This is a genomic window from Tenacibaculum sp. SDUM215027, assembly GCF_050566205.1.
Classification (GTDB): domain Bacteria; phylum Bacteroidota; class Bacteroidia; order Flavobacteriales; family Flavobacteriaceae; genus Polaribacter.
The window spans coordinates 203,158-227,929 of record NZ_JBNXUE010000005.1 but is presented as its reverse complement, the minus strand read 5'-3'; the positions used below and the strand labels follow the sequence as shown (position 1 = coordinate 227,929).

At 32.6% G+C, this 24,772-nt stretch carries 22 protein-coding genes and 1 pseudogene; 8 read left to right on the top strand and 15 right to left on the bottom strand.

All coding sequences use genetic code 11. The features are described 5' to 3' along the window. Positions 1-88 precede the first annotated feature (88 nt). Together ACQYZ7_RS12770 and ACQYZ7_RS12765 are read right to left on the bottom strand one after the other, a co-directional pair. Entirely contained in the window at positions 89-745 is a 657-nt protein-coding gene (locus ACQYZ7_RS12770) for an intradiol ring-cleavage dioxygenase (protein WP_430730111.1), read from the bottom strand. Between the two features lie 136 nt (positions 746-881). Then, positions 882-1,538 (bottom strand): hypothetical protein, encoded by a 657-nt coding sequence (locus tag ACQYZ7_RS12765; RefSeq protein WP_430730110.1) that lies wholly within the window; start codon positions 1,536-1,538, stop codon positions 882-884. 527 nt (positions 1,539-2,065) lie between these two features. On the opposite strand from ACQYZ7_RS12765, the pseudogene ACQYZ7_RS12760 reads away from it, so the two are divergent. Continuing rightward, positions 2,066-2,209 (top strand): annotated as a pseudogene (locus tag ACQYZ7_RS12760) (IS110 family transposase); the annotation flags it as partial. Between the two features lie 87 nt (positions 2,210-2,296). Here the strand turns inward: ACQYZ7_RS12760 and ACQYZ7_RS12755 are convergent. The 10 genes from ACQYZ7_RS12755 to ACQYZ7_RS12710 form a co-directional block, all read right to left on the bottom strand. After that, positions 2,297-2,653, bottom strand: coding sequence for a hypothetical protein (locus ACQYZ7_RS12755; RefSeq protein ID WP_430730109.1), 357 nt, complete (start codon positions 2,651-2,653; stop codon positions 2,297-2,299). Positions 2,654-2,836: 183 nt separating this feature from the next. Next, positions 2,837-4,489: a BACON domain-containing protein gene (locus ACQYZ7_RS12750; protein ID WP_430730108.1), complete on the bottom strand. Its 1,653-nt coding sequence runs from the start codon at positions 4,487-4,489 to the stop codon at positions 2,837-2,839. Positions 4,490-4,859: 370 nt separating this feature from the next. Further along, positions 4,860-5,243 (bottom strand): hypothetical protein, encoded by a 384-nt coding sequence (locus ACQYZ7_RS12745; protein WP_430730107.1) that lies wholly within the window; start codon positions 5,241-5,243, stop codon positions 4,860-4,862. 558 nt (positions 5,244-5,801) lie between these two features. Then, the gene (locus tag ACQYZ7_RS12740; RefSeq protein ID WP_430730106.1) at positions 5,802-6,230 is read right to left on the bottom strand and encodes an META domain-containing protein; all 429 of its coding nucleotides are present in this window, start codon (positions 6,228-6,230) and stop codon (positions 5,802-5,804) included. 11 nt (positions 6,231-6,241) lie between these two features. Beyond that, positions 6,242-7,243, bottom strand: coding sequence for a PliI family lysozyme inhibitor of I-type lysozyme (locus ACQYZ7_RS12735; RefSeq protein WP_430730105.1), 1,002 nt, complete (start codon positions 7,241-7,243; stop codon positions 6,242-6,244). A 275-nt stretch (positions 7,244-7,518) separates the two neighbouring features. After that, entirely contained in the window at positions 7,519-9,327 is a 1,809-nt protein-coding gene (locus ACQYZ7_RS12730; RefSeq protein ID WP_430730104.1) for an acyl-CoA dehydrogenase family protein, read from the bottom strand. A 45-nt stretch (positions 9,328-9,372) separates the two neighbouring features. Beyond that, a complete protein-coding gene (locus ACQYZ7_RS12725) occupies positions 9,373-9,723 on the bottom strand; it encodes a four helix bundle protein (protein WP_430730103.1) in 351 nt (116 codons plus the stop codon). A 40-nt stretch (positions 9,724-9,763) separates the two neighbouring features. Continuing rightward, positions 9,764-10,954: an acetyl-CoA C-acyltransferase gene (locus tag ACQYZ7_RS12720; protein WP_430730102.1), complete on the bottom strand. Its 1,191-nt coding sequence runs from the start codon at positions 10,952-10,954 to the stop codon at positions 9,764-9,766. Positions 10,955-11,039: 85 nt separating this feature from the next. Beyond that, on the bottom strand, positions 11,040-13,445 hold the full coding sequence (locus ACQYZ7_RS12715; protein WP_430730101.1) for a 3-hydroxyacyl-CoA dehydrogenase NAD-binding domain-containing protein: 2,406 nt from the start codon (positions 13,443-13,445) through the stop codon (positions 11,040-11,042). 17 nt (positions 13,446-13,462) lie between these two features. After that, on the bottom strand, positions 13,463-13,924 hold the full coding sequence (locus ACQYZ7_RS12710) for a MarR family winged helix-turn-helix transcriptional regulator (RefSeq protein ID WP_115902131.1): 462 nt from the start codon (positions 13,922-13,924) through the stop codon (positions 13,463-13,465). A gap of 190 nt (positions 13,925-14,114) precedes the next feature. Here ACQYZ7_RS12710 and ACQYZ7_RS12705 point away from each other — a divergent pair, with 190 nt between their 5' ends. The 4 genes from ACQYZ7_RS12705 (at position 14,115) to ACQYZ7_RS12690 (ending at position 18,524) form a co-directional block, all read left to right on the top strand. Continuing rightward, the gene (locus ACQYZ7_RS12705; protein WP_430730100.1) at positions 14,115-15,044 is read left to right on the top strand and encodes an ABC transporter ATP-binding protein; all 930 of its coding nucleotides are present in this window, start codon (positions 14,115-14,117) and stop codon (positions 15,042-15,044) included. 3 nt (positions 15,045-15,047) lie between these two features. After that, the gene (locus ACQYZ7_RS12700) at positions 15,048-16,370 is read left to right on the top strand and encodes an ABC transporter permease (RefSeq protein WP_430730099.1); all 1,323 of its coding nucleotides are present in this window, start codon (positions 15,048-15,050) and stop codon (positions 16,368-16,370) included. Positions 16,371-16,462: 92 nt separating this feature from the next. Continuing rightward, complete coding sequence (locus ACQYZ7_RS12695; RefSeq protein WP_430730098.1) at positions 16,463-17,302, top strand: mechanosensitive ion channel family protein; 840 nt, start codon at positions 16,463-16,465, stop codon at positions 17,300-17,302. A gap of 58 nt (positions 17,303-17,360) precedes the next feature. Beyond that, positions 17,361-18,524 carry a sigma-54-dependent transcriptional regulator gene (locus ACQYZ7_RS12690; protein WP_430730097.1) on the top strand — a complete coding sequence of 388 codons (1,164 nt, stop codon included), beginning with the start codon at positions 17,361-17,363 and terminating at the stop codon, positions 18,522-18,524. Positions 18,525-18,584: 60 nt separating this feature from the next. Here ACQYZ7_RS12690 and katG read toward each other — a convergent pair whose 3' ends face one another. Further along, positions 18,585-20,783, bottom strand: a complete 2,199-nt coding sequence (gene katG / locus ACQYZ7_RS12685; protein WP_430730096.1) for a catalase/peroxidase HPI — start codon at positions 20,781-20,783, stop codon at positions 18,585-18,587. A gap of 286 nt (positions 20,784-21,069) precedes the next feature. Here katG and ACQYZ7_RS12680 point away from each other — a divergent pair, with 286 nt between their 5' ends. The 3 genes from ACQYZ7_RS12680 to ACQYZ7_RS12670 all read left to right on the top strand — a co-directional run bounded on the left by ACQYZ7_RS12680 (position 21,070) and on the right by ACQYZ7_RS12670 (position 22,368). After that, positions 21,070-21,711: a peroxiredoxin gene (locus ACQYZ7_RS12680; protein WP_430730095.1), complete on the top strand. Its 642-nt coding sequence runs from the start codon at positions 21,070-21,072 to the stop codon at positions 21,709-21,711. Between the two features lie 88 nt (positions 21,712-21,799). Continuing rightward, positions 21,800-22,108 (top strand): thioredoxin family protein, encoded by a 309-nt coding sequence (locus ACQYZ7_RS12675; protein ID WP_430730094.1) that lies wholly within the window; start codon positions 21,800-21,802, stop codon positions 22,106-22,108. A 2-nt stretch (positions 22,109-22,110) separates the two neighbouring features. Continuing rightward, a complete protein-coding gene (locus tag ACQYZ7_RS12670; protein WP_430730093.1) occupies positions 22,111-22,368 on the top strand; it encodes a DUF6952 family protein in 258 nt (85 codons plus the stop codon). Positions 22,369-22,450: 82 nt separating this feature from the next. Here the strand turns inward: ACQYZ7_RS12670 and ACQYZ7_RS12665 are convergent, their stop codons facing one another. Continuing rightward, positions 22,451-22,864, bottom strand: a complete 414-nt coding sequence (locus ACQYZ7_RS12665; RefSeq protein ID WP_430730092.1) for a response regulator — start codon at positions 22,862-22,864, stop codon at positions 22,451-22,453. 5 nt (positions 22,865-22,869) lie between these two features. Beyond that, on the bottom strand, positions 22,870-24,741 hold the full coding sequence (locus ACQYZ7_RS12660; protein WP_430730091.1) for a sensor histidine kinase: 1,872 nt from the start codon (positions 24,739-24,741) through the stop codon (positions 22,870-22,872). Positions 24,742-24,772 lie beyond the last annotated feature (31 nt).

Here is a 24,772-nt window from a genome sequence, read left to right as displayed (position 1 = left end):
ATTAACTTTTTCTTGAATTAAGCAACTAATTTAACAAATTGAAACTGAATAGAAAATCTAAAAAAGTAAGTGTTGGTAAGGAAAGCTTTTACTCATAATCAGGAATATTCAATCCTAAAATTAAATCTCTGTTGGCTGTCCAAATACCGTCTTTCTTTTTAAGTTGTATGACTCCAGAACCACCTCTGTTTTTTTCTGATTGCTTTTTTTCTTCAGTAAGAGCAGGGTCACTTTCAAATTGATAGCTGTCAATATAATAAGGTACTGTATTGGGCTCTTTTACATAAATATGAATGTGCTCTGGTTCTTGAGAGTTTGGGTAAGATGCTGGTCTGAATGTGTAAAAAGTAAATTTACCATCGTTACCTGTTTTAAGCCAATTTCTGTGTTGTCCGTGTCTTTTTTCCGAACCTATTGGTTTGTCATTAGGTTGGTAAATTCCATTTCTGTTTGTATGATAAATGTAGAGTATAACATTTTCAGCGGGTGTTTTTCCGTCTTTTTTAAATGCAGTACCCGTTATTTTTAGTTTTGGTTCATTTTCATGAAAACCAGGTAAGGTATCAACTGACTTAGGTGTTATGTTAAGCATTTTATAATCCAATAAAGCTTTACAGTCTTGGCAACCTCCATCTACATTTCTTTCTACGTTAGTTTGCGACTGTCCTTTACAGGAAGTTACAATTAGCATTAAAAAAAGCGCTCCTAAATAGTGTTTTAGTGTTTTGTGTTTAGAAAATGTCATAACATATTCGTATAAAATTAGTTACATTTTTAAACCTCTAATTTAATGAATATAAATAAAATATGAGTTTTGTTGGGTTTTGGAAATAGGTGAGAGCAAGCAATTAATTATACACGTCTTTGTTACCTATAGTTTTTTAAGAATCGTTTTTACGGACAATTAGCTTTAATGCTTTTTCCGAATCTTCTAAAATGAAGATTTTATAATTCTTCCATTTTATAATTAGTTCCTTGTCTGTAAGCTTATTTAGTGACGTAAACGACACAGTTTTCTGCTCACCTCCTTCTGATAATGATATATTATATGAATTAAAGGCATCTGTCTGATTTCCATTTATATCCTCTGACCATTCTCCAATGAAATCTACAAACATAATTTCAAGGTTACCAATAACTGCTGTTTGCCCAAAATTAATAAACATTGTTTTTCCAAAGTCTAATTTTTCCACAACTAACGTAACTTCTTTTTTATTAATATTTAAAGCAAAAGAATAGTTTTGATATGTTTTTGGATAGTTTGCTTTTTCATTATCAGTAGATGCATCATAGCACCAGAGAAAAGTAGTGTGTTTAGTGTTGTTTTTAAATAAATTTAATTCTAGTTGAAAATGTGGTGAGTCGTTGTTTATTGGTTTGGATTGAATAAATAGATTGGCTGGTTCTATAACTAATTTCTCAAATTGAGTACTAGGGTTTTTTCCAGTTTTTAAAGGTATTGTAATAGAACTGTTTATCATATTATTGTCTGATTGTGTATATCCTGTAAAATGAATAAATACAAGTAATATAATCAATATGTTAATTTCAGAAACCTTCATTATTAAGCTCGATTTATTATTAAAAAAGTTTGTCAAATTTGAATGCGAACATATAATAAAATATTCCTATTGTAGCCAATAAATGAATTCCAAACCCAATGAAATTTATGATTTTTACATAGGCTTTATTATGATAACCAATTATAGAGTAGAAAGCGAATATTAAAATACAAGTTTCCAAACATATTACTAATAATTCTCTAAATTCAAAGTTATGTTGTTTTATATTCGGGCTAGTAATGACCCAAAAAACAAATATCCCTATCACAGTAACCATATTTAAATAAGAAATTATTAAAGTTGTTTTTTGCATTTTATACCCAATGGTAATGGCTGCTAAATGGCAAATCAAGATAATAGTTATTATTGTGCTTACGTGTAAATCATTCATAACTTAGTATCAGCATTTTCATTTTGTTACGATTGCCAGTAACGTGGTTTAAGCAACCAATTTAGTAAATACAAACCGAAGAAAAAAACAAGAAGTTTTTTAAAAAAAGTAAGAAGTTTATGAACGAATAGTTGCTAAAGGTAAGAGTAAAAAACTTGCTTTAATAGCGGTGTGTAATAAGTTGTTAAAACAAGCTTTTGCAATAGTAAAAAGTGGTTTGCCTTATGATGCTGATTATAAAAGTACTTTGGTTTAAAAAAGTATAAAATTTACTTGTTTTTTACCTCAGTTCTTTGTTAGCGGTTCGGCTTTCTTAACTTCTTTTTATAAAGACCTAAGAAACTTATTTTAATTTTTTGTATTCGAGTATTGTATCCGCATCTCCTTCAAATTTGGCAGTCATATTATATCCATCAGTCAAGATAAAAGTTTTTGTAACTACCCAGTTGTTTTTTTTGAAACGTGTTCTAACAATTAAATTATTATTAACATATTTAACATTCAGAACTTCAAGTCTTTCTCCACCATTTTTATCCCATGAAACATATTGAAAATCGTCATATTTGTCAATCCAAATAACACATTCGACAGAAGACCCATCAGTTGTCCAGTGACCAACAAAATCTTTCTTTGTGGTTTGAGCAATTGAACTAGAAATTGAAAGTATTGTTACTATTAAAATAAAAATTGATTTTTTCATAATCTATTAATTTCCCTTTTTATGTTGTAGTTGTTTATATGCTGACCGCTAACGGTTGGGCTATGGTTTCGTTGTGGAATTGTCCGCGAGGACCATTCCGTTGTAACCTAGCCATTGTTTAAAGATAGGAATTTTCGATTAGAAAATTCCGCCACAATGAATTATAGCCGTTGTTAGCAAAAGTTATTTAAACATTTCTGTATTATATATAACTATTTGTGAACGAGAAGTAATATTGTCAACACGGTCAGAATATGTTAAAATATATTCATCGTTTGGAGTTGTAATAAGTCCTCGACCATGAGACCAATTGAATAAATTATTCATTGGGTAATCTAAAATTGTATTTTGATTGTCATAATCTAATAGTTTTAAATTAACATCAGTGCTACTACTTAAAGCATAAATGTGATTTGGAAGATTTGTGTCATAACAAAAATCACCTAAAAATGATTGATCATAAGATTGTAAACTTAAATATGATAGATTAGGATTAATTATCTGCTGATTATATAAACCGTTTACATAAATTTTATCATTTAATCTGTTTTGAGTAATTCTTGCAGCATCAGCACCGCTTGGATATAAGTCATTCATATTTATTTCTTCAAAAACATCAGTCCCATCAAAGATTTTAATTTTGGGTGACCTGTCTTCTAAAACATATAATTTAGATTTATCTCTGGTCAGTACATATGTTTGTAAGCCTGAATAATTTAGCTCTGTTAAAGCATCATCATTAGAACTATCAATAAACCTGCATTTAATTCCAGATATGCCCTTTCCTTGTAAAGAAATGATTCCTTTCCCTGCCTTATTGAATCCTATATATACTGGGCTTGAGTGTGGATTTTGTGGATGATCAGAATTAACGCGAGGAATTTGTATGTGCTTAATTAGCGAACCAGTTTTTGAATAAACATCGACTTCCTCTCCTTCATAATCTGGAACGTAGATTAAACCATTATAAGGATTTATAAAAAAATCTCCTCCAACATAATCGGAGTTTGATTGATTAATGTCAACTTCAAACCTTAACTCTTCTTCGTATGCTCCTTCATTTTCTTTAAATTTAAAGATATAACTAGGCTCACCAGATTCCCATACTTTTAATGATAAGACCCAAAGATTATTGTTATCATCTAAAATCATTTTTTTAATAGCACCAGGAACAATAATTTTTTGAGAGTAGAAATTTAAATCAACTATTTGTTCTAATTTGTTATTATCACTATCAGAAACTGAAAATTTATACTTATACTGGCTACCTAAATTTGAAGGACCAACAGTAAATTTCACCCCATGATTATTGTCAAAATATTCAACATCATTTGGACCTGCAAAAAAAGAATATCTATCTTCACCACTAGATATTGAGTTAATAGTTATGGGTTTATTAAACAGTAAATATTTGGCCTCATTCATTTTTATTGGTGATTCACTTCCACTGAATGAGACAAGACTTAAAGGGAAACTCTGTTGAGAAATATTTAAAGTGTAGGTGTTTTGTAATGATTTAAATTTAACATCACTAATTCTAGAATTTGGAGTTGTATTCTCTAACAAAGTTATTTTTAATTCAACATCTTGACTTCCATTTTCGGGAGTAACTACAACCCAATCTGGTTTAGATAGTAATTCCCAATTAGTATTGGTTGTAATGTTAATTGTAAATTCGGTTTCTGAAGATGACGAATTAATTTGTGTTTGACTTAAGTTGAAATAATAGTTTGTCTCCTCTTCTCCAGAATTATTATTTGAATCAATTTCATCTATATCTTTCGAACAAGAAAATAAGGATATTAATGCCAATAAATATGTTATCTTTTTTTTCATAATTTTTGCTAACGCTCTAGGTGTATGGCGTGTGAGGCACAGCCTCATGAGTAGCCATAATTGTGCCTCATTCGTTATACATTTTGTTGTTTATAGTTTCGTGTGTAGTTCACGAAGAAGGCTAAAGATACACAATATAGTTGTTAGAGGAACAATTAACCTAGAGCGTTGGTAATAATTAGTAGAAAAGGAGTGTTTGTTAAAACACGGTTTCTACGTGCCGCAGGCAATTATTACCAACGTTGATGTATAAGATTAGTTGCGTGGTTTAAGCACTAAAGTTAGCAAATAAAACACAGATAGAAAGTCCGCGAGGACTTTCGTAAATTGGCTAAAACCAGCAATTAATTTTATACGGTGTTGGGTGGCGTTATTGTTTTTTCATTCCCATTATCATTTCCGAACCTTGTTCTTTTATTGAAACAATTAATTTATTTTTTGTTACAGAAATTAGTTTTTGTTCAGCTATTCCGTCTAAATCATTCGTTTTTATTATTCTTCTTTTTTTGTCAAATTCCCATTTTCCAATATATTTTTGACCGTTTTCCATTCCTTCTTGTTTTCCACCTTTGTGAAACATTACCCAATTCATTTTTTGCATTTCTGAAGGTAAATTCATTTTTTTTCCACCCATTTCCATATATTCAATATGCCATTTTCCAGATGAAATTAAATCTTCCTCATTTTTTTCTTGAGAATTAATTGTTTGAAATGAAGAGACGATTAAGAATGTTAGAAGTACAAGTTTTTTCATATTATTTATTTTTCAGTTTTTCGTTTATGTTCGGTTTTTAATGACACCCAACTCGTTATATACCAAACTTTAGTTCTTTTATCCCGATAAAAAGATGGGATATCATAAGGTTTAGTAATTTTTTACGCTATCAAATATATCAAATCCAATACTTTACTTAAAATAAAATTATTGTTATTTAATTATAAAAAGCTAATTGCTTTTACAATTCTTACGAACCTAATACAAAATATCTATACATTCTTACGGAAACCCATAATCGCAGCTATTTAGATACTAAAAGTAGTTTTAGTTGTTATTAACGATCTCTGATACCTTATTTAGAAAATCAAAAACCAAGTTGACACACTTTATTGAATACTCCCCGTTATTGGGTAGCTACTATCACGGCATGCTCCGCAGACACCACGGCACGGGTCGCTGAAACTATATACTTATTAGCGGACGCTGTCTTTGGCAATAAAAAATAAACCTCATACCAACAAACCAAAAAAAGGCTGTATAGTATGAGGTTTTCCCCTAAGTTATTAATTCGTTTAAAGTAACAACTATCGTAAATTATTCTTCAGTAGTTACTTTTTTAAAACGCATCATGGTTACATCGTCCATCAATAAGTTTAGTTTTCCTTCTATGTCAAAACTATACTTGTTTATTTTTTTAATGGTTTTTAAAAACTCTTGTTCTCCTTGTCCGCAGTACATCATAGTTGTTGGTCCTGCTTCTCCAAAAGAAATAGCATCTTCTTCACCTAACGTAAATTCAGCAGCATAACCGTTACAACCGTTATTTCCAGTAGCTTTGTTTGTTTCTTTATCAAACGTAAGTTGTGGCTTTTTATCAGGAAATAATCCGTCAAAAGCAATTCTTGGTCCAGAGATGTATTCTAGTTCCCAAGTGGTTCCGTATAATTGTTCGGCTGTGTCTTTTTTAGCACAAGACACGGTGATTAATAGAATTGCAGCGAATACAAATGATAGTTTTTTCATAATATTTAAGTTTAGTTATTAGTGTTCAATTCAGTTGAGTTTTTTACTACAAATTTTCTTGAGGCTTCTCCATCAACCAATTTGTAAGTAATTTGTCTGGTACCACCAGTAGGGTTTGCATTTGAATCACTTTCTTTATAAATAGGAAAGCGTTGTGCTAAGGTTGTTTCAATAATGGTAAATTCATCGTGCCCCATATATCCCTTACTTAACTCCTTATTATCGGTAATAGGAGGGAAGTATATTTCACTCATTGATTTTCTGTTATTAACTGAATATCCAATTACGTTACCATAACTTCCGCTACCGTCAGATTGAGTATAAATTAATACTTCAGGAGAACCATCAGAGTTTAAATCTTCAATTTCAACATCAACAACATTCCCGTCAATGTTTTGATTAACAGCTGAGTTATCAATTTCTAACCCGTAAGGAGTAACTGTTAATTCAGTTTCCATTCCATTTTTTTGGGTAGAAATGTTAAAACCAATTCCTTGTAAGGTCACATTTTTTCTGAAAATGGTTTTGTCTATCTGTGTTTGGTCAAGGTTTCCTTCAATTTTATGATAAGAACCCGCAAGACTTCCTCCACCTGAACAGTAAAAGTTTAATAAACCGCTGTCTTCTTTGTTTGCCGTTGCAATAGAAATTTGTTTGTTTTTAAAAGAAAACACTACAGTTTTACCATTTATGTCAGCTTTATAGGTACTGTCATTCGCTTTTTTAGCAAGAGCGTCAAAAGTACAGGTAGGTTTTTTCTTGTCAGCACGTGAGCGAATAGCAATTTTTATATTGTCATTAGCGGCTGGTTTTACAGCAACAGAAACCCAGTCGTACCCTTCATTTCTTTTTTCGTATTCTGATGAAACGTAGTTTCCAGTAACATCGGGCGTTGTAGCAACTGTCTCTTGGTTAGAGTTCTCTTGCGCGCCTGTTTTTTTTGCTTCGTTTTTACAGCTAACCATGGCTAAGAAAACCATTCCTAGTAGTGCTGTAGTGTTAAGTTTTATCATGCTATCTTGTGTTTTTTGCATTCGGATACAATAAATATACCATTAAATATATAAAAAAACGTTTTAAGAAAACCTTAAGACTCTTAGTTTTATAGTAAGTTGATATGGTAGTGTATAGAATTAGTAGTGTGTTTTGAGAGCATAAAAAAAAGACCGCCAAAAACTAATTTGACGATCTTTTAAACAAACAACTAAATTCTAAAACCTATAAAAGTTGAAGAAAATTTTTAAAAACTACCCATGCTTGTTAGCAACATTAGGTAGTTTTAATATGTTTAGAAGCAGTATTTATTTTCTGCTTTTAACTTTTCTGCAATTGTATCACGTAACTCAACTACGTTAGGGTAGTTAGCGTATTTTGTAAAACGCTTAAGACCCATTAACATCATACGTTGCTCATCACCTTCAGCGAAAGAAATAATTCCTTCTCTTGCGCTTTTAGTAATAGTTTCTACGGCATTGTATAAGTATAACTTAGCCATTGCAATCTGTTCTTTTTGAGCTGCTTCACCAAAACGCTTTACGTTCTTTTCAGTTCTTAAAATTCCAGATTCTGCCATGTATATTTCAATTAAAATATTTGAAGCAGCAGTTAATAACTGTTGGTGTTGCTCTAACTCAGGACCAAACTTTTGTAAAGCTGCACCGGCTACCATTAAGAATACTTTCTTTAATTTAGCTAGTATCTCTTTTTCTTCTGAGAATAATTCAGAATAATCTGGAGTGTCAAAAGAAGGAATTCCCATTAATTCGTTTTGAACAGCCATTGCAGGATTTAATAAATCTACATGACCTTTCATTGCTTTTTTAACTAACATTCCTACCGATAATAAACGGTTGATTTCGTTAGTTCCTTCATAAATACGAGCAATACGAGCATCTCTCCAAGCAGACTCCATTGGAGTTTCTTCAGAGAACCCCATACCTCCGTAAATTTGGATTCCTTCATCAGCACAGTTTTGTACGTCTTCAGAAACAGCTACTTTTAAGATTGAACATTCAATAGCATATTCTTCAACACCTTTTAATTCTGCATCTTGATGAGAACTTCCCTCAGCTTCACGAATAGCGATTCTATCTTCAATGTTTTTAGCAGCTCTGTATGATGCTGACTCACCAACATATGCATTAGTAGCCATTTCAGCTAACTTCATTTTAATAGCTCCAAACTCTGAAATTGGAGTTTTAAATTGTTTACGCTCGTTAGCATAGTTTACAGCGTGGCTAATAATTCTTCTTTGAGAATCTAAACAAGCACCAGCTAATTTGATACGACCAACGTTTAAGGCGTTCATTGCAATTTTGAATCCACCACCACGAACAGATAACATATTTTCAACAGGAATTAATGTGTCGTTGAAAAATACCTGACGTGTAGATGATGCACGAATACCTAATTTGTGTTCTTCTTCTCCTAAAGTTACTCCGTTAGGATTGTTTTTATCATATTCCAAGATAAAACCAGTAATGTTTTTATCGTCTTCGATACGAGCAAAAACGATGAAGATCTCAGCAAATCCTGCATTCGAAATCCACATTTTTTGACCGTTAATTTTGTAGTGCTTTCCGTCTTCAGTTAACTCAGCAGTAGTTTTACCAGAATTTGCATCCGATCCTGCTCCTGGTTCGGTTAAACAGTAAGCTCCAAAACGTTCACCCATTGCTAAAGCAGGAACGTATTTTTGCTTTTGCTCTTCGGTACCGTATAAAGTAATTGGCATCGTACCAATACCTGTATGCGCACCAAAAGCAGTACTAAAAGATCCTGTTCCACTTGAAATGTAATCACATGTTAACATGGTAGAAACGAATCCCATTCCTAATCCGCCATAGGCTTCAGGAACTGCCACACCTAAAAATCCTAATTCACCAGCTTTACGCATAGTTTCTTCGGTAAGTGCATAATCTTTTGCCTCGAAACGAGCTTTATGAGGAATGATTTCACGGTCGTTAAATTCTTTAACCGCATCTCTCATCATTGTTTGCTCTTCTGAAAAATCTTCAGGAGTAAATATATCTTCGCATTTTGTTTCTTTTACTAAGAACTGCCCTCCGCGTAAAAGATCTTTTGTTAATTCTGACATCTTTATTAGTTTTAAGAAAAGAGAAAATAGAGAATAGAAAAAAGACTAGGTAAGAGTATTTTGAAAACTCATTGTCATTTTTTGAAATTCTTCTATTTTTTCTTCAAGTATTGTTAATGTTTCTTGGTTAATATATTTTCTGTGAAAAGCAACTAATAACTGTGTGCCTAGTTCAAACGAAGAACCTAAAGCAATGTTTAAATAGTTGCTAAACGACTTATTGGTATTTGCCGAACCTTCTGCAATATTACTAGGCATAGAAACAGAGCACCTGCTCATTTGAGAAGACAAATCATAACGTTCATGTTTTGGAAACTCTACTAGTACATCAGAAATGTCTAATCCTAGTTGCCAAATTTTTAGATTTTTATAATTATGTCTTTTATTAGTACTCATTAAAAGTCTATTCTCTTTTCTCTATGCTCTTTACTCTTATCTAGCTAAGGAATTCAAAAATACCTGCAGCACCTTGACCGGTACCTACACACATGGTTACCATTCCGTATTTGTTATTCATTTCACGCTTACGCATTTCATCAAATAACTGAACAGATAATTTACCACCAGTACATCCTAATGGGTGACCTAAAGCAATTGCTCCACCATTCACATTAACGATATCCGGATTTAATCCTAATTCGCGAATAACAGCTAATGATTGTGAAGCAAACGCTTCATTTAGTTCAATTAATTCAATATCACTTTGTTGTAAACCTGCTTGTTTTAATGCTTTTGGTATTGCTGCTATAGGACCAATTCCCATAATACGAGGTGGTACTCCTGCTGCTGCATAACTTACTAAACGAGCTTCTGGTTGAATACCTAACTCCTTTACCATATCTTCACTCATTACCATTACGAAAGCTGCTCCGTCACTTGTTTGTGATGAGTTACCAGCGGTAACAGAACCGTCAGCAGCAAATACTGGACGTAATCTTGCTAAGGCTTCTACGCTAGTTCCACGACGTGGACCTTCGTCTTTAGTAACTGTATAATTTCTTGTGGCACGTTTTCCGTTTGCATCAATGTAGGTTTCTTCTACATCGATTGGTGCTATTTGATCTTGAAAACGATCGCTGTCTAACGCTTTTAAAGCTTTCATGTGCGATTCGTAAGCAAATTGATCTTGATCTGCACGAGATACATTGTATTGTTGTGCTACTGCTTCTGCAGTATTACCCATTCCCCAATAATAATCTTCGTGACCTGCGTTTACGATATCGTAGTTTAATTCTGGTTTAAAACCTGTCATTGGTACAGAACTCATACTTTCTGCTCCACCAGCAATAATACACTCTGCCATTCCAGATTGAATTTTTGCTACAGCCATACCAATTGTTTCTAATCCTGATGAACAGAAACGGTTTACGGTAACCCCAGGAACATCCACAGAATCTAATCCGATTAACGAAATAATTCTTGCCATGTTTAATCCTTGAGAACCTTCTGGCATTGCGTTACCAACAATAACATCGTCGATACGTTTTACGTCGAATTCTGGCAACTTTTCCATCATATATTTGATGGTTTCAGCAGCTAATTCGTCAGCTCTTTTAAATCTGAACACACCTTTTTTAGATTTACCTACGGCGGTTCTATATCCTTTTACTATATATGCTGTTTTCATATTTTCAAGTTTTTAGTGTTTAGTCTTAAGTTTTTAGTGATTATTAACTTATCACTTATAACTGAAAACTAATAACTCGCAACTTCTAGTTGCGTAAAGGTTTACCAGTTTTTAACATGTGCTGAATACGCTCTAACGTTTTACGTTCTGTAGTTAAACTTAAGAAAGCTTCACGTTCAAGGTCTAATAAATACTGCTCAGTAACTTTTGTTGGTTCTGATAAATCTCCTCCAGCCATTACATAGGCTAATTTGTTTGCAATTTTCTGATCGTGTTCAGAAATATATTTAGAAGCTTCCATAGAGTCTGTTCCTACTAAGAACATTCCTAAGGCTTGCTTACCTAATACTAAAACATCTTTACGTTTTGCTGGTTGTGTGTAACCTGCTTCTGCTAATAATATAGCGTGTTTTTTAGCTTCTGCTATTTGACGGTCTTTGTTTACAACCACAACGTCTTTTCCTTTCTGTAGTAAGTTTAAGTCGTATGCTTCATAAGCTGAAGTTGCCACTTTAGCCATACCAATAGTTAAGAAGTGTTCTTGTAATACGTTTAATTGAACATCACCAGTGTGGAATAAGTCTTGAGCTCTTACAGCCATTTCTTTAGATCCACCACCACCAGGAATTACTCCAACTCCAAACTCTACTAATCCGATGTAGGTTTCAGCAGCAGCAACTACTTTATCAGCGTGTAATGATAACTCACATCCACCACCTAACGCCATTCCGTGAGGAGCAGCAATAGTAGGAATTGAAGAGTAACGCATACGCATCATGGTATCTTGGAAATACTTGATAGCCATGTTTAATTCATCATATTCTTGCTCAACAGCCATCATAAAAATCATTCCAATGTTGGCACCTACTGAGAAGTTTGCAGCTTGGTTACCAATAACTAATCCTTGGAAGTCTTTTTCAGCTAAATCTACTGCTTTATTTAATCCTGCTAAAACATCACCACCAATAGTGTTCATTTTAGATTGGAATTCACAGTTTAAGATTCCGTCTCCTAAATCTTCAATAACAACTCCTGAGTTTTTGAATACCTCAGTAGTTTTACGAATGTTGTCTAAGATGATAAATGAATCTTGTCCTGGTTTTTTAACTTGTGCTTTTGCTGGTACATCGTAGTAATAAGTTGCACCGTCTTTAACTGTATAGAAAGAGGTTTGACCACTAGCCAACATCTCTTTTATCCACAAGGCGGGTTCCGCCCCTTCAGCTTTCATTAATTCGATACCTTTTTCAACTCCTACAGCATCCCAAATTTCGAAAGGACCATTTTCCCAACCGAAACCTGCTTTCATGGCATCGTCAATTCTGTATAATTCATCAGAAATTTCTGGAATTCTATTTTGAACGTATGCAAACATTGCAGCGAAGTTCTTACGGTAGAAATCTCCCGCTTTATCTTTTCCACCAACTAATACTTTAAATCGGTCAATTGGCTTATCGATTGTTTTTGTTAATTCAAGGGTGGCGAATTTTGCTTTTTTAGACGGACGGTATTCCATCGTATCTAAGTCTAAAGCTAAAATTTCACGCTTTCCTTCAGCATTGGTTGTCTTTTTATAAAAACCTTGCTTGGTTTTGTTACCTAACCATTTATTTTCCATCATGGTGTCGATGAAACCTGGTAACTTAAATAAATCGTGTGCTTCGTCGTTTGGACAGTTTTCATAGATTCCGTTAGCAACATGTACTAAAGTATCTAATCCAACAACATCAACAGTACGGAAAGTCGCTGATTTAGGACGTCCGATAACTGGTCCTGTTAATTTATCAACTTCTTCAACAGTTAACCCTAATTTTTTTACTTGGTGAAATAATGATTGGATTCCGAAGATACCAATACGGTTACCAATAAAAGCTGGAGTATCTTTTGCTAATACTGAAGTTTTTCCTAAGAATTTAGAACCGTAATCCATTAAGAAGTCAGTTACTTCTTGCTTACAGTCAGGTCCTGGAACAACTTCAAATAATTTTAAATAACGAGGAGGGTTAAAAAAGTGAGTTACCGCAAAGTGCTTACGAAAGTCTTCACTACGTCCTTCGTTCATAAACTTAATAGGAATACCAGAAGTGTTGGTAGAAATAATTGTACCTGGAGTACGGTATTTTTCAACTTGTTCAAAAACACTTTGTTTAATATCTAAGCGTTCAACAACTACCTCCATAATCCAATCTACATCTTTTACTTTATGTAAATCGTCTTCAAGGTTTCCAGTAGTAATTCTATCTGCGAACTTTTTGTTATAGATAGGTGAGGGTTTCGACTTTAATGAAGCAGTCAAAGCATCGTTTACCAAACGGTTACGAACTACTTTGTCTTCTAAGGTTAATCCTTTTGCTTTTTCTTTGTCGTTAAGCTCTCTCGGAACGATGTCCAAAAGCAATACTTCAACGCCAATGTTAGCAAAATGACATGCAATACCTGATCCCATGATACCAGAACCGATAATTGCTACTTTTTTAATTCTTCTTGCCATTTGTTTGTTGGTTTGTTTTATACAGCTTTATTGTCAATATCTTCATCATATATCAACTTGTCTGTAATTAGTTTGTTTATTGTTGTGGTTACTTTAAAGAAGGTGTCTAGCTCTTCTTCAGTAATATGTTCTCTTACCTTATTATTGAATTGGTATACGTGTCCTTTTGAAACTTCGCGCATTTCTTTACCGTATTCGGTAAGTTTTAAAATAACGCTTCTACCATCATTTGGGTTTTTCTCGCGACATATCACCCCTTTATCTTCCATAGTTTTTAATAAACGAGAAAGACTTGTAGGTTCCATTCCCATTAACGGACCCAATGCAGTTGAAGGGGTACCGTTTTCAGAATCTATATTCAATAAAGCAAAAGCCGTGGCCATTGTGCTATCGTGCTTTGCAGCCTGCTCGTTATACATTTTTGCAACGGCTTGCCACGTGGCTCTTAATTGGTGATCTATTGATTTATCCTTGTCCATGGATGCCAAATATATAAAAATTTATTATGCATGCATAGTATTTTGTAAAAAAGTTATGCATGCATAATAAAATTAACAAAAAATTAATCTTGTAACGTTTGGAGAGAACCGTATACTAATTGAGTATAAAAATATGTAAGTTTGTCACTGCTGTTTTTCAATAAGCGGTAATTAATCAACTATAAAATCTATGAACAATTTATTAGAAGTTAATAATGTAGTAAAGCGTTACGGCGATTATACCGCATTAAATAATGTGTCGATGCACATACCTAAAGGAAGTGTTTTTGGTTTGTTAGGTCCTAATGGTGCAGGAAAAACCTCTCTTATTAGAATTATCAATCAAATAACAATGCCTGATGCTGGAGAGATTATTTTAGATGGAGAAAAGTTAGCTCCTAATCATATAGAATATATAGGTTACTTACCTGAAGAACGTGGTTTGTATAAAAGCATGAAGGTAGGAGAGCAGGCATTATATCTTGCTCAATTAAAAGGATTAAGTAAATCGGAAGCAAAAAAACGCTTAAAATATTGGTTTGATAAGTTTGATATTGGAGCATGGTGGAATAAGAAGATAGAAGAGCTTTCAAAAGGAATGGCACAAAAGGTACAATTTATTGTAACCGTACTACACCAACCTAAATTATTAATTTTTGACGAACCTTTTTCAGGATTTGATCCTATCAACGCACAATTAATTGCAAAAGAAATTTTACAATTACGAGATGAGGGTGCTACTATTATTTTTTCTACACATAGAATGGAATCAGTTGAAGAGATGTGTGATTATATAGCTTTGATTAACAAGTCGAATAAAATTTTAGATGGTAAACTAGAAGATATTAAAAAGGAGTTTAGAACAAATACTTTTCAGGTTGGATTAGCTACTTCTAATTCAAAAGAAGTGGAGCAAAAGCTAAAAGAAAACTTTGAAGTATTACCGGCAGATTTTAGACTGTTAAACGACGGATTAAAATTAAATGTTAAATTAACAAATGGTAGTTCGGCAAACGACTTATTATCGTTTTTAACAAATCAAGGACAAGTGCAACATTTTGTAGAATTAATACCAAGTGCCAACGATATTTTTATCCAGGCTGTAAATAAAAACAGTTAAACTATGAAAAGATTACGATTAATTATAGAACGCGAGTTTATAGCTAAGGTTAGAAATAGATCATTCATTGTTATGACTTTTTTAAGTCCGCTATTAATGATTGGTATGGGAGCTTTGGTGTTTTTTCTAATGAAAAAGAATGACGAAAAGGTTAAGAAAATAGTATATGTTGATGAGTCTGGGTTATTTTCAAAAGATGTGTTTAAAGATTCAAAAACGGTAAAGTATGAAGATTTTACCGCTTTAGGAATTGAAGATTCTAAGAGAAAAGTTGAAGAAGGTGATTACTATGGAGCTTTATATATACCTAAACAAGATAGTTTAGAAGTTTTGGCGAAATCAATTGAGTTCTTCTCAAAAGACTCTCCAAGTATGTCTATCATGGAAAGTTTAGAGGATAAGATTGATAAAGAATTACGTCATGAAAAACTCACCAATTTTGGTATTGATATTGCACATATAGAAGAATCAAAAATATCTTCAGAAATAAAAATGCTGAATTTTTCTGGAGAAAAATCATCAAAATTAATCAACGGATTAAAAATAGGTGTTGGTGCTATTGCAGGATACTTATTAATGATGTTTGTAATGATTTATGGAACATCGGTAATGCGTAGTGTAATTGAAGAAAAAACGAGCCGAATTATTGAAGTGATTGTATCTTCAGTAAAACCATTCCAATTAATGTTAGGGAAAATTATAGGAAATGCTTCAGCTGGATTGTTACAATTCTTTATTTGGGGAATTTTGTTTTTAGTGTTTAGCCTAGTAGCATCTTCTTTCTTTGGAGTTGATATGATGGAAATGCAGTCAGCAAAAGTATCGCCAGAACAAATGGAAGCTATTCAGCAAACAGCAACCAATAAAGGGGAAATGATTGTGCAAGAAATTTTTAGGTTGCCTTTAGTAAAAATGTTCTTCTTATTTATTTTCTATTTCTTAGGAGGGTATATGCTTTATAGTTCGTTATTTGCGGCTGTAGGTGCTGCAGTAGACAACGAAACGGATACGCAACAATTTATGATGCCTATTATGTTACCGCTAATTTTAGCAGTATATGTAGGTTTTGCAACGGTAATTAATGATCCTCATGGTCCGGTTTCAGTAATATTCTCATATATACCATTTACTTCACCTATTGTAATGTTAATGAGAATTCCATTTGGAGTAGCTTGGTGGGAAATAGCAATTTCTATGTTGCTATTAATTCTTACTTTTATGGTAATTGTATGGATTGCTGCAAAAATTTATCGCGTGGGTATTTTAATGTACGGTAAAAAGCCAACCTACAAAGACTTATGGAAGTGGATTCGTTATAATGGATAATTAAATCTTTATGAAATTGACTTAATAAATTTTATTTTAAAGAGTTTAATAGTGAATTGGATTTGATTAATAAAAACAATAAGAACTAGTAGATGAAAGAAATAATTAAAGAAGTAACCGATTTTCTAAACCTTAGAATTCCTCTAGGAGGAAAAGAAATAGATATTACCATAAAAACGATTCTGTTTTTAATAATTGGTTTAATTCTTATTAAGCTTCTACTAAAGTACCTAAAAAGGTTAGCGAAAAGTAAACTAGAGCAAGAAGATAAAAATAAGTTTGATACTATTTTCTCTTTTACTAGTTGGTTAGCTTATGTAGTTATTTTTTCAATAGCCTTAAGTTCAGCAGGAGTTAATTTGAGTGCGATTTTAGTAGCATCTTCAGCCTTATTAATTGGTATTGGTTTAGCGTTGCAAACTTTTTTTCAAGATATAATTTCTGGAATTTTTATTATTCTTGATAAAAGTGTTCACGTAGGTGATATTATCGAATTAGATGGAAAAGTAGGTAGAGTAGAGGAAATAAAACTAAGAACCACTAGAGCTGTAACAATTGATAATAAGGTATTAGTTATTCCTAATCATAAATACTTATCAAACAGTTTATATAACTGGACGCAAAATGGTACTACAACAAGAGAAAGTGTTACAGTTGGAGTGGCATACGGAAGTGATGTAGCTTTGGTAAAAAAGCTGTTAATGCAAGCGGCTAGTGAACATTCAAAAGTGTATCAACATCCTGCTCCGTTGGTGCTTTTTGAAAATTTTGGAGATAGCTCGCTAGACTTTAAATTAATTTTTACATTAAATGATAGTTTTCAAGCAGCTATACCAAAAAGTGATATACGATTTAAAATAGACGAACTATTTAGAGAACATAATGTTAGTATCCCTTTTCCTCAAAGAGATATACATATTATTAAAGAGTAAAAGGATAATGGCTTAATTGTTGTTCTTTAAAGCAAAGCATAAAAGAATAAAATAAAGTATGGCTAAAATATTAATAATTGAAGATGAAGCTGCAATTCGCAGAGTATTAAAAAAAATTATTTCTGAAGAAAATGATTCCTATGAAGTAGAAGAAGCAGAAGATGGCTTGCAAGGAATTGAAATGATAAAAAAAACAGATTACGATTTAGTATTATGTGATATTAAAATGCCTAAAATGGATGGTGTTGAGGTATTGGAAAAAGCCAGGAAATTAAAACCAGAAACACCAATGGTGATGATTTCTGGTCATGGAGATTTAGATACCGCAGTGAACACAATGCGTTTAGGAGCCTTTGATTATATTTCAAAACCGCCAGATTTAAATCGTTTACTTAACACCGTAAGAAATGCTTTAGATAAAAAGGAATTGGTAGTAGAAAATAAGCGTTTAAAAAAGAAGGTGAGTAAGAATTATGAAATGATTGGAGAAAGTGATGCCATTACTCATATAAAAGAAATTATAGAAAAAGTATCAGCTACAGATGCTAGAGTTTTAATTACAGGGCCTAACGGAACAGGAAAAGAATTAGTAGCACATTGGTTGCACGAAAAATCTGAACGATCAAAAGCTCCTATGGTTGAAGTAAATTGTGCAGCGATACCTTCAGAATTAATAGAGAGTGAATTGTTTGGACATGTAAAAGGAAGTTTTACAGGGGCTAATAAAGATAGAGCAGGGAAATTTGAAGCAGCTAATGCAGGAACTATTTTCTTAGATGAAATAGGAGATATGAGTTTATCAGCTCAAGCAAAAGTGTTACGTGCACTACAAGAAAGCCGTATTCAGCGAGTAGGTTCTGATAAAGACATAAAAGTAAACGTACGTGTAGTTGCTGCAACAAATAAAGATTTAAAGAAGGAAATAGAGGAAGGACGTTTTCGTGAAGATTTATATCATCGTTTAGCAGTGATTTTAATTAAAGTTCCTGCGCTAAATGATAGAAGAGAAGATATTCCGTTATTAGTAGATTTCTTTGCAAATAAAATTTCTGAAGAGCAAGGAATGTCAAAAAAAGGATTTTCAAAAGATGCAATAAAGTTATTGCAGGAGTATGATTGGACAGGAAATATCCGTGAGCTACGAAATGTAGTTGAGCGATTACTTATTTTAGGAGAAAAAGAAGTTTCTAAAAATGATGTAAAACTATTTGCAAGTAAGTAAATTACTTATAATAAAAGATAAAAAAAGAAGAGCATTTTGCTCTTCTTTTTTTGTTTTAGATTAAGCTAAATCATATCTGTCAGCATTCATTACTTTAGTCCAAGCAGCTACAAAATCTTTTACAAATTTTTCTTTGTTGTCATCTTGTGCATATACTTCAGCATACGAACGTAAAATTGAATTTGAACCAAATATTAAATCAGCTCTTGTAGCTGTCCATTTAGTACTTCCAGTTTTACGATCAACAATATTGTATAAGTTTTCCCCAGCAGGCTTCCATGAGTATTTCATATCAGTAAGGTTTACAAAGAAGTCGTTACTTAATACGCCTTCGTTGTCTGTAAATACTCCATGTTTTGAGCCTCCGTGGTTGGTTCCTAGTGCACGCATTCCTCCAACTAAAACAGTCATTTCAGGAGCAGTTAAGCCCATAAGTTGTGTTCTATCTAGTAATAATTCTTCAGGTTTTACAACATAATCTTTCTTTTGCCAGTTTCTATATCCGTCATGTAAAGGCTCTAAAACATCAAAAGATTCAGCATCTGTCATTTCAGCGGTAGCATCACCTCTTCCAGGAGTAAAAGGAACTTTAATGTTAACACCACCTTCTTGAGCGGCTTTTTCAACAGCTGTACTACCTCCTAAAACAATCAAATCAGCAATACTTATTTTTTTGCTTAGCCCAGATTGAATTTCAGTAAGCTTATCTAATACTTTCTTTAATCTTGTTGGTTCGTTTCCTTCCCAGTCTTTTTGAGGAGCTAAACGAATACGAGCTCCATTAGCACCACCTCTAAAGTCGGATCCTCTATAAGTTCTAGCACTATCCCAAGCAGTATTTATAAGTTCAGTACGAGAAAGTCCACTATTTAATAGTTTTTCTTTCAATTCTTCAATTTCACTGTCATTTAAAGTATAGTCAACAGCAGGGACTGGATCTTGCCAGATAAGTGTTTCTGCTGGAACATCTGCACCTAAATAACGAGTATTAGGCCCTAAATCACGATGTGTTAATTTAAACCAAGCACGTGCAAAAGTGTCAGCAAAATACTCAGGGTTTTTATAGAACTTCTCAGATATTTTTCTGTATTCAGGATCCATTTTCATCGCCATATCAGCATCAGTCATGATTGGATTTCTTTTGATGTTCGGATTGTGAGCATCTACAGGTTTGTCAGCTTCATCCATACTAATAGGCTCCCATTGCCATGCTCCTGCAGGGCTCTTTTTTGATTCCCATTCATGATTTAATAATAAATGGAAGTATGTGTTGTTCCATCTATCAGGTGTTGTTGTCCATGCACCTTCTAAACCACTAGTTACAGTATGTTCAGCATTTCCACTTCCTTTAGGATTCATCCAACCAAAACCTTGGTTGTGAATTTCTGCCCCTTCAGGGCTTTGACCTAAAGCATCAGCATCACCATTACCGTGAGCCTTTCCTACGGTATGTCCACCTGCAGTTAAAGCAACGGTTTCTTCATCATTCATTGCCATTCGCTTAAAAGTCTCTCTAACATCTTGTGCAGTTCTTAACGGGTCAGGTTTTCCGTCTACACCTTCAGGGTTTACATAAATTAACCCCATTTGAACGGCAGCAAGTGGGTTTTCAAGTGATTCACGATCATTGTCACTTCCGTATCTATTTTTGGTAGGAGCTAACCATTCTTTTTCAGTACCCCAATAAATATCTTTTTCAGGGTGCCAAATATCTTCTCGTCCTCCTGCAAAACCAAATGTTTTGAATCCCATAGATTCATAAGCCATATTACCAGCTAAAATAATAAGGTCAGCCCAAGATAGTTTGTTACCATATTTTTTCTTGATAGGCCATAATAGTCGTCTAGCTTTGTCTAAGTTACCATTATCAGGCCAACTATTTAATGGAGCGAAACGTTGGTTTCCTGTATTACTACCACCTCTACCATCTGCAACTCTATAAGTACCTGCAGCATGCCACGCCATACGAATCATTAAACCTCCATAATGACCCCAATCGGCAGGCCACCAATCTTGACTATTGGTCATTAAATCTTTCAAGTCATTTTTAACAGCTTCTAAATCTAATTTTTTAAATTCTTCAGCATACTTAAAATCTTCTCCTAAAGGATTCGTTTTGGTGTCATGTTGGTGTAGGATGTCTAAATTCAATGATTTAGGCCACCACTCCATAACGTTGTCATGTATTTCAGTATTAGCGCCTTGAGAAAAAGGACACTTTCCATTTTTACTAGAAGAGTGTGAGTGTATATCTTTCATATTTATATTTTTTATAGGTTAGAATACGATCAAATTTACGATAAAACAATGGATAATTTTTATCTATATTTTTTATTTTGATATAGTATTTTCTTATTCTTTGTTTTTTTTTGTTTGTAAGTTGTTGGTTTTTAAAAAGGTATTTAGTTTATTGATTTTGTTGCTTAGTTAGTATTGATTATTCTTATAACGTAATAAAAAAATATTTTTAGATTCACTCTTTTAATGGTAAGAAACAAAATACATTTGTGCTCGTAAAAATTATTAATCAATAAAAAATTATAAAATGGCTACAGCAGTAGGGAAAAAATTTCCAAGTTTAAACGTAGATGCAATGAACGAAATGGGTGATACGTTTAAGTTAAATGTATTAGAAGAAGCAGTTAAGAGCAAGAAAAAAGTGTTGTTATTTTGGTATCCGAAAGACTTTACTTTCGTTTGTCCAACTGAGTTACATGCTTTTCAAGCTGCATTACCAGAATTTGAAAAAAGAAACACTATTGTAATTGGAGCTTCTTGTGATACTCCTGAAGTACACTTTGCTTGGTTAAGCCAATCAAAAGATAACGGAGGTATTGAAGGTGTTACTTATCCATTATTAGCTGATAGTAATCGTAATTTATCATCTATTTTAGGTATCTTAGACATCTCTAACGAAGTTTATGATGAAGCTACAGGAACTGTACAAGTTGAAGGAGATAACGTAACGTATAGAGCTACATATTTAATTGATGAAGAAGGAACTGTATTCCATGAAGGAATCAACCACATGCCAGTTGGTCGTAACGTAAACGAATATTTACGTTTAGTAGATGCTTACACTCACGTACAAGAAAAAGGTGAGGTTTGTCCTGCAAACTGGGAAGAAGGTAAAGAAGCAATGCAAGCTAACGCTAAAGCTACTGCAGAGTACTTAGCAGCAATCTAAAATATAATTTAAGAAAGGAAACAAGTTCGTGTGAGATAAGTGAAGGGGTCGAGCACGAGCTCCTTTCGAAATAGATAATATAAAGACTATGGTACAAGAATTAAGTCAAGACAATTTATCAGAGGTTGTTGCAGATAATAAAAAAGTAGTAGTACAGTTTTCGGCTACATGGTGTGGTAACTGTCGTATTATGAAGCCTAAATTTAAAAAGTTATCTTCTGAGAATGAAGGTATGGTTTTTGTAATTGCTGATGCAGAGAAATTTCCAGAGAGTAGAAAACTTGCTGATGTAAGTAACTTACCAACTTTTGCTACTTTTATTGATGGTAAATTTGTGAGTCAAACTCAAACGAATAAGTTTGATGTATTGAAGGATTTAGTAAACGAAGTAGCTTAATTATGAAATTACCAGTAATTAAACACTTAACTTCATTTATTGAAGAAAACGACCAAGATTACGTACTAGAAACTATTGAAACTCTTGAAGCTTTAACAGAAGTTCCATCATTAAAAGATGAAGAATTAGACGTTATAGGAGAGTTAATCTCTAATATGTATGGAGCAATTGAAGTTGATAAAATGATTAAAGACGGAGCACCTAAAAAAGAAGCGTTAAATACTTTTATGAAACGTGTTTTAGGTTCGATTGACCAATAGTTTTTTAGAAAGACATTATAAATATAAAATCCCAGTTAACTTTTAAGTTTTCTGGGATTTTTTTTGAGCTTTTTAAAAGAGATTAAAATGTGTTAGGAAAATTTGAAGCCAAAATACTTTTCAATTTTTCTGAAGTTAATGGCTTTGATTGAAATTCATTTATTTGACTAATAGACTTAGCTTTTTCTTTATCGTTTGGATCTAAAGATGTAGTAAGCATAATAACAATCTTTTTAGCTTTTCTGTTTTTGTCGAACTTTTTATATTCTTCTAGGAAGTCCCACCCATTCATTTTAGGCATATTAATATCTAAAAAAATAAGTTCCGGATGAGGAATCTTATCATCAATTTTAGGTTTTAAATACTCAAGGGCATCTTCAGCACTTTGTTTGCATATAACATGTTCAGCACAATTTTCTTTTTCTATAATTAACTTATGAAGAAAGTTGGTTGCTGGGTCATCGTCGATTAATAAAATAGTGTGTAGTTTTTTCATAATTATTAATTTGGTATTGTAAAGAAAAAGGTACTTCCTTTATTTGGTTTTGACTTAACTCCTATTTCTCCTCCGTGCATTCCTACTATTTTATGGCAATGTGCAAGACCAATTCCGGTACCTTCGTATTCATTTTCTAAATGTAAACGTTGAAAGATAGCAAAAATTTTGCTTTGAAATTGTTCCGGAATTCCAATACCATTGTCTTTTACATAGAATTTCCATGAATTATTTTTCTTTTTTGCTTTAATTGAAACTTGAGGAGGAACATCTTTTTTAGAAAACTTTATGGCATTACTAATAAGGTTTTGAAATAATAATCTAAGTTCAGTAGGGTAAGCATTTATAATAGGTAAATCACTATATTCTACAGTTGCTTTATTTTGTTTAATGCTGCTGTTTAAATCTTCTATAATGTCACTAACTAAAAGGTTACAGTTTACTTTTGATAATTTTCTTTGACTACCTAATCGAGAATAATCTAATAAGTTTTTAATTAAACTACTCATTCTACTGGTAGCCTTTTTTATAAAAAGAAAAAGCTGTTTAGCATTATTGTCTAATTGATCATTGTACTCTTCATAAAGAATGTCAGAAAAAGAAGAAATAGTTCTCAGAGGTTCTTGTAAATCATGAGAGGTAATATAGCTAAACTGCTCTAATTCTTGATTTTTTTGCTCTAAGGTTTTTACATATTTAGAGGCAAGTAATTCTTCAGCTTCTTTACGTTTTGTAATGTCTAATTGAATAGCCATGTACTCTCTAATATAGTCGGTTCTTTTCTTTAGAGGAACAATAGCTGTTTCTGTCCAATATAAAGAACCATCTTTAGCTCTATTTTTAACTTCACCAAACCAAGGGTTTCCTGAAGATACTGTTAACCAGGCTTCGGTAAAAAAAGAGTCTGGATGATAATCTGAACGAACAATTTCGTTTGTATGGCCTATAATTTCTTCTCTAGAATATTTTGAAATTTCACAAAACTTATCGTTCACATATTTGATAAATGTATTTTCGTCAGTAATAGCAACAATAGCTATTTGATCTAAAGCCTCTTTAAACTGCAATAGTTCTGAGTTCTTATTAATTAAGTTTTGTTCAAGTGCCTTTCTTAGATAATCAGACTTGTTTAAGCCAATAGAAACAATGTAGGTATATAAAAAACCAGAAAGAATTAAAACCAGAGTATAAACAATAATACCAGATTGAGCGCCAATAACGTTTTCATTAATTAAGGTTAGCATGAAAAAGCTTAAAAAAAACGGAATTAGTATAATAAAAGGCAATAATCTTTGAAGAGATCTGCTACCATAACTGTTTCCTAAAATAGTTTCTTTAAAGCCAATATTGTACGACTTAAACACTAATAAAAATGAGATAAAAACAAAAGATATAGATGTTTGAATCGACATAGTTTTGAAGAACTCAATTTTTGATTCTATAGGGATTTTTAAAATAAAATAAAGGATAGTAATTAAAGATACTACAGAGGTTACGAGAGCAACATGTTGAGTTGTAGCGATGTAAGCCCTGTTTGTTGATTTTAAACCTGTAAGCCCAATAGCGAAGAAGAAAAAGCATACGGCTGTAGCTTCTGACATTCTACCTGGGTTAATATTTGTAATAGTGTCTTTTACAAGTAGGTTATCTATATATAAATTTACTTTAAAAATATATTCTACTACAGTTAAAAAACTTACCAATAACACAGTATAGGTAATTATAAAGAAAGGTTTTCTGTATTTTTTTTTCTTTTTTCTACAAATAATTAAACTGATTGTAGATAAAAAAAACAGAAAAGCTGTATTAAATTTAGTTGTAGCTCCGTCTTCATTAATTGTAAATAAAAGTTGTTTGTGGAAAGTCCATTCAAGCATAGTGAAAATGCTAAAGAACAATACTAAATAT